Here is a 6,104-nt window from a genome sequence, read left to right as displayed (position 1 = left end):
TCGCTGCGCTGCGCGACGGGATCGCCGGGGGGCCCTCGGCCGTCGACGGCAAGCCGCCGCCGATCGGTGAGGCCAGCCCTTCACCGGGGCCCCGGAACGGCAAGCCCCCGCCGGGCGTCGACCGCCCCGTGCCGCTGCCCGCCGGCATCGGCCCGTCCCCCAGGCCGGCCCGCCCCGCTCCGGCTCAGCCCGACCAGAACCAGGTGCAGCGCCGCGCCAGTACCGGCACGGGCTTCATCGTCGCGCCGGGCAAGGTTCTGACCAACCATCACGTGGTCGACGGCTGCCGGCGCACGGTCGGCGTGCTCTCCAGCCGCCGTCGGGTCGACCTCACGGTCGGCGGCCGCGATGCGCGGCGCGACCTCGCGCTGCTCTCCGGTCCCGCCGACATGGGTCCGGCGCTGGCGTTCCGCGAGGGGCCGGCGCGCCGCGGCGACGAGGTCGTCACCTACGGCTTCCCGCTCACGGGCATCCTCGGCTCGGGGCCGACGCTGACCACCGGCGAGATCAGTGCGCTCACTGGGCTGCGCGACGATCCGGACACGATGATCATCTCGGCGCCGGTGCAGGCGGGGAACTCGGGCGGGCCGCTGCTCGACCGCGCCGGCAACGTGATCGGCGTGATCGTTGCCAAGCTCGCCGCGCTGCGCATCGCCGAGCGCACCGGCGATCTGCCGCAGAACGTCAACATCGCCATCCAGGGCCGCACAGCGCTCGAGTTCCTGCGCCGGAACGGCGTGGAACCGCGGCGGTCCCCCTCGATCGCGCACTATCCGGCGGCCGAGGTGGGAGAGATCGCGCATCCCTCGACCGTTCTGATCGAGTGTTTCAAGTAGCGTGCCGCCGTTGCGCAACGCGCATCGACGTCGCCCCACCAGGCGCGCCGTCCCGGGCGAGGCCGGCGCAGGACCGGGCTGCACGCCGGCGCAAGCCGTCGCGGGTCCTGCGGGCGGGCCGACGCACCCGATCAGGTCGGCCAACCTGGATCAGGCTCCGCGCTCCCGGTAGAGCCCCGCGATCGCCGCGCGATACCGACCGAGCACCGCCGGACGGCGGATCTTCTGTGTCGGCGTCAGCAGGCCGTTCTCGATCGTGAACGGCTCGACAAGCTTCCACCGGCGCACCCGCTCCGGCACCGCCAGCCGCTTGTTCGCAGCCTCCACCGCCAGCGTCACCGCCACCTCGTCGGCGCCCTCCGCAGGCACGATCAGCGCCACCAGATGCGCCTCGCCGTCACCGGCCACCACGGCCTGGGCGATCCCCGGCTGGCCCATCAGGACGCCCTCGACGCGTGCTGGGCTGACCATCTCGCCCGCATTGGTCTTGATGAAGTCCTTCTTGCGGTCGGTGATGCGCAGATAGCCGTCGGAGTCGAGCGTACCGATGTCGCCGGTGTGCAGCCAGCCGTCGCGGATCGCGGCGCGCGTCGCCTCCTCGTTGTTCCAGTAGCCCTGCATGACGAGCTCGCCGCGCACCAGGATCTCGCCGTCCCCGGCGATGCGCACCTCCACGTTCGGCAGCGGCAGCCCGACCGTGTCGATGCGAATGCGGTCGGGCGGGTTGGCGGCCACCACCGGCCCCGCCTCGGTCTGGCCGTAGCCCTGCATCACCGGGATGCCGAGGGCGAGGAAGAACCGCCCCACCTCGGGATCGAGCCGCGCGCCGCCCGACATGATGCCCTTGAGCCGCCCGCCGAAGCGCGCGCGCACCTTGGCGCGCACCAGCCGGTCTAGCAGCGGATCGACCAGGCCGAGCAGGCCGAGCGGCTCGCCCTGTACGCGTTTGAGCCCCTGGCGGAGGGCGAGATCGAACAGGCGCTTCCTGAACCCGCCCTCGCGCTCGACCTGGGCGAGGATGCGGCCGCGGATCACCTCGAACAGCCGCGGCACCGCCGTCATCACGGTCGGGCGGACCTCCTGCATCTCGGCGGCGAGCCGGTCGGCGCCGGCGGAGTAGAAGACCTGCGTGCCGATGGAGAGCAGGAAGAACTGTCCGCAGGTGTGCTCGTAGGAGTGCGAGAGCGGCAGGAAGGAGAGATAGGTCTCGTCCTCGAGGCGGAGAGGGCGGAGGAGGTCGAAGGCGCCGCGGCAGTTCGACAGGATCGCCCGGTGCGGCAGCATCACCCCCTTGGGCGCGCCACCCGTGCCGGAGGTGTAGATCAGGCAGGCGGTCTGCTCGCGCGGGATCAGCGCCGCCTCGGTCTCGATGTCGTCGGGCGGGGAGGGGTCGGCGACCGCCTCCTGCCAGCGCAGCACGGGGATCCCTGTCTCGCCCGGATCGTCGATCGCCACGAGAAGATCGAGCCCGCCCGCCTCGGCCGCCCCCTCAAGCACGCGCCGAGCCAGCGCGGCCGTGGAGACGATCGCCACGCGTGCGCCGGAGTCGCGCAGGATGTGCGCATGGTCGGCCGGCGTATTGGTGGTGTAGGTCGGTACCGCGATCGCGCGCAGCGCCATGATCGCAGTATCGGCAATCGGGAACTCGGGCCGGTTCTCGGAGACGATGACGACGCGGTCGCCCGGCGCGACGCCGCGCGCGCGCAAGGACCGCGCGAGGGCTGCCGCCTGCCGTCCGACCTCGCGCCAGGGCGTCGGCCGCCAGGCGCCGGCGCGCTTGGCCCAGAGCGCCGGCCGGTCGCCATAACGACTGGCGCAGGCGAACATCAGCGCCGCGCAGTTCGGCCAATCGGGATAGTCGCGCACCACCGTGAGCCCTCCCTGCCCTCGCGCCGGTTGCGGCGATTGCCCGGCGTGCCATATCCGTGTGGCCCCGACCTCGAGCCAGGACAAGCCCGTGACGGCCCCACAGCACAGGATCGCTGCGCCTGACGCCCCGGTTCCCGCCGGCGAGACCACCTCGGACCTGCCGGCCTGGGACCTGACCGACCTCTACCCGGGTCGCGACAGCCCCGAGATCGCGGCCGATCTCGACCGTGCCGAGGCCGAAGCCAAGGCGTTCGCGCAGCGCTACCAGGGCCGTCTTGCGGCCCTCTCGGGCAGCGAGCTCGCGGCCGCCATCGCCGCGTTCGAACGCATCGAGGAGATGCTCGGCCGGGTGATGTCCTATGCCCAGCTCGTGTTCGCCGAGGACGCGACCGATCCGGCGATCGGCAAGTTCTACCAGGGATGCAACGAGCGGGTGACCGCGATCTCGACCCACCTGATCTTCTTCTCGCTCGAGCTGAACCGGATCGAGGACGAGGCGCTGGAGACGAAGATGGCCGGGACCGCGCTCGAGGAGTGGCGCCCCTGGCTCAGGGATCTGCGCGTGTTCCGCCCGCACCAGCTCTCCGACGAGCTCGAGAAGCTGCTGCACGAGAAGGAGGTGACCGGCCGCGCCGCCTGGAACCGGCTGTTCGACGAGACGCTCGCCGATCTGCGCATTCCGGTCGACGGCGAGGCGCTGACACTCTCGGCGGCGCTGAACCGCCTCTCCGATCCCGATCGCACGCGCCGCGAGGCGGCCGCGCACGCGATCGGCGAAAGCCTCGGCCGCAACGTGCGCCTGTTCGCCCTGATCACCAACACGCTCGCCAAGGACAAGGAGATCATCGACACTTGGCGCCGGTATCCGAAGCCGGAGAGCTACCGCAACCGCGCCAACATGGTCGAGGACGAGGTGGTCGAGGCGCTGGTCACCGCCGTCACCGCCGCGTTCCCGCGCCTCTCGCACCGCTACTACGCGCTGAAGGCGCGCTGGCTCGGGCTCGATCGGCTGGAGTACTGGGACCGCAACGCGCCCCTGCCCGAGGACGACGATCGCGAGATCCCCTGGGTGGAGGCGTGCGCGCGCGTGCGCGCCGCCTATCGGGCCTTCTCGGATGACCTTGCCGATGTCGGCGACCGGTTCTTCACCCGCCCCTGGATCGACGCGCGGCTGAAGCCGGGCAAGGCCTCGGGCGCCTTCGCGCACCCGACCGTGCCCTCCGCCCACCCCTATCTGCTGCTCAACTATCATGGCCGCGCGCGCGACGTGATGACGCTGGCGCATGAGCTCGGCCACGGCGTGCACCAGGTGCTGGCCGCGCCGAACGGCTATCTGATGTCGGGCACGCCGTTGACGCTCGCCGAGACCGCCTCGGTGTTCGGCGAGATGCTGACCTTCCGCGCCATGCTGGACGCCGAGACGGATGCGAGGCGGCGCCGCGTGCTGCTCGCCGGCAAGGTCGAGGACATGCTGAACACGGTGGTGCGCCAGATCGCGTTCTACCGCTTCGAGCAGCGCGTGCATCACGAGCGGCGCCAGGGCGAGCTGACCCCCGACCGCATCGGCGAGATCTGGATGGACATGCAGACCGAGAGCCTTGGCCCCGCCTTCCGCTTCGCGGACGACTACCGGTTCTACTGGGCCTACATCCCGCACTTCATCCACTCGCCGTTCTACGTCTACGCCTACGCCTTCGGCGATTGCCTGGTGAACGCGCTCTACGGCGTGTTCCGCGAGGGCCACCCGGGCTTCGAGGTGAAGTATCTCGACATGCTGCGCGCCGGCGGCACCAAGCGGCACAAGGAGCTCCTGGCGCCGTTCGGGCTCGACGCCTCCGATCCCGCGTTCTGGACCAGGGGGCTGGACGTGATCGGCGGCTTCATCGACGAGCTCGAACAGGCGATGCGCTGATGGCGGAAGGCGCCCCCGTGGCGCGCGAGGAAGGACCGTCGCTGTTCGGCCAGCTGCGGCGGATGGCGCGCACCTCCGGCGCGGTGACCGGGATTGCCGCCCGCGTCGCCGGTGAACGGCTGTTCGGCTTCAGGGGCGACCGCTCCGTCCATGCCGAGGAGCTGAGGGCGATCCTGGGCGGGCTGAAGGGCCCGCTGATGAAGGTGGCGCAGTTCCTCTCCACCATCCCCGATGCGCTGCCGGACGAGTACGCGGCCGAACTGTCGCAGCTCCAGGCGAACGCGCCGGCGATGGGCTGGCCCTTCGTCAACCGCCGCATGCAGGCCGAACTCGGGTCCGACTGGCAGGCGAAGTTCGCCTCCTTCGGCCGGGAGGCCGCGGCCGCTGCCTCGCTCGGCCAGGTGCACCGCGCCACGCTGCCGGACGGCACCGCGGTCGCCTGCAAGCTGCAGTATCCCGACATGGCGAGCGTGGTCGCGGCGGATCTGCGCCAGCTCAAGCTGGCGATGGCGGTTTATCGCCGCATGGACAACGCGATCCAGCAGGAGGACATCTACGAGGAGCTCGCCACGCGGCTGCGTGAGGAGCTCGACTATGCGCGCGAGGCGGCGCAGATGCGCCTCTATCGCCTGATGCTTGCCGGCGAGCCGGAGGTGCGCGTGCCGGCGCCGGTCGCGGGCTACTGCACGACACGGCTCCTGACGATGACATGGCTCGAAGGACGGCCGCTGATGCAGCGGATCAGGGAGGACCCGCCGCAGGAGGAACGCAACCGGCTGGCGCTCAACCTCTTCAAGGCGTGGTACGTGCCGCTCTACCGCTATGGCGTGATCCACGGCGACCCGCACATGGGCAACTATCAGGCGCGCGCCGACGGGAGCCTCAACCTGCTCGATTTCGGCTGCATCCGCGTGTTCCCCGCACGCTTCATCCGCGGCGTGATCGACCTCTACGAGGCGATCCGCGACAAGGATATCGACAAGGCGCATCACGCCTACACGATCTGGGGATTCAAGGATCTGACGCGCGAGAAGATGGCGGTGCTGAACCTTTGGGCCGAGTTCCTCTACGAGCCCCTGCTCGAGGATCGCGTCCGGCGCATCCAGGAGAGCGACGACCCGCAGTTTGGCCGGCGCGTGGCACTGGAGGTGCACAAGGGGCTGAAGCGCATCGGAGGTGTGAAGCCGCCGCGCGAGTTCGTGTTGATGGACCGCGCGGCGATTGGGCTCGGCAGCGTGTTTCTGCGGCTGAAGGCGGAGCTGAACTGGCACCGGCTGTTCAACGAGCTGATCGCCGATTTCGAGACCGCGACGGTGGACGCGCGCCAAGCCGTCGCGCTGGCCGAAGCGGGGGTGCCGGCGGCGGGGTGATACTCTTTCGAGGCGTGGCCGTGGAGTCCTGCTGTCATGCTCACGTCCGTCATGTGTGGATGCCCCCTGCGGGTCAAGGTGGATGAGCTGCGACGGGTTGGAGAGCACGGGTGCGGT

At 70.7% G+C, this 6,104-nt stretch carries 4 protein-coding genes; 3 read left to right on the top strand and 1 reads right to left on the bottom strand.

The genetic code is table 11. From position 1 onward, the window contains the following. Positions 1–836: S1C family serine protease (locus FK498_RS16570; protein ID WP_141856493.1), on the top strand; the 836-nt coding region annotated here is incomplete at its 5' end. Positions 837–986: 150 nt separating this feature from the next. Here FK498_RS16570 and FK498_RS16565 read toward each other — a convergent pair. Next, positions 987–2,702, bottom strand: a complete 1,716-nt coding sequence (locus FK498_RS16565) for a long-chain fatty acid--CoA ligase (protein WP_370510913.1) — start codon at positions 2,700–2,702, stop codon at positions 987–989. Positions 2,703–2,814: 112 nt separating this feature from the next. On the opposite strand from FK498_RS16565, the gene FK498_RS16560 reads away from it, so the two are divergent. Together FK498_RS16560 and FK498_RS16555 are read left to right on the top strand one after the other, a co-directional pair. Continuing rightward, positions 2,815–4,617 (top strand): M3 family oligoendopeptidase, encoded by a 1,803-nt coding sequence (locus tag FK498_RS16560; RefSeq protein ID WP_237560984.1) that lies wholly within the window; start codon positions 2,815–2,817, stop codon positions 4,615–4,617. Beyond that, a complete protein-coding gene (locus FK498_RS16555) occupies positions 4,617–5,987 on the top strand; it encodes an AarF/ABC1/UbiB kinase family protein (protein ID WP_141856487.1) in 1,371 nt (456 codons plus the stop codon). The genes FK498_RS16560 and FK498_RS16555 overlap by 1 nt, the downstream gene beginning before the upstream one ends. The last annotated feature ends 117 nt before the right edge of the window (positions 5,988–6,104 follow it).

Source organism: Elioraea sp. Yellowstone (assembly GCF_006704265.1).
GTDB lineage: Bacteria > Pseudomonadota > Alphaproteobacteria > Acetobacterales > Acetobacteraceae > Elioraea.
This window is presented reverse-complemented; position numbering and strand designations above follow the sequence as displayed.

Bases quoted from the DNA above. Each gene is read 5' to 3' on its own strand.
- FK498_RS16555 (WP_141856487.1), top strand. From the start codon at position 4,617: ATGGCGGAAGGCGCCCCCGTGGCGCGCGAGGAAGGACCGTCGCTGTTC.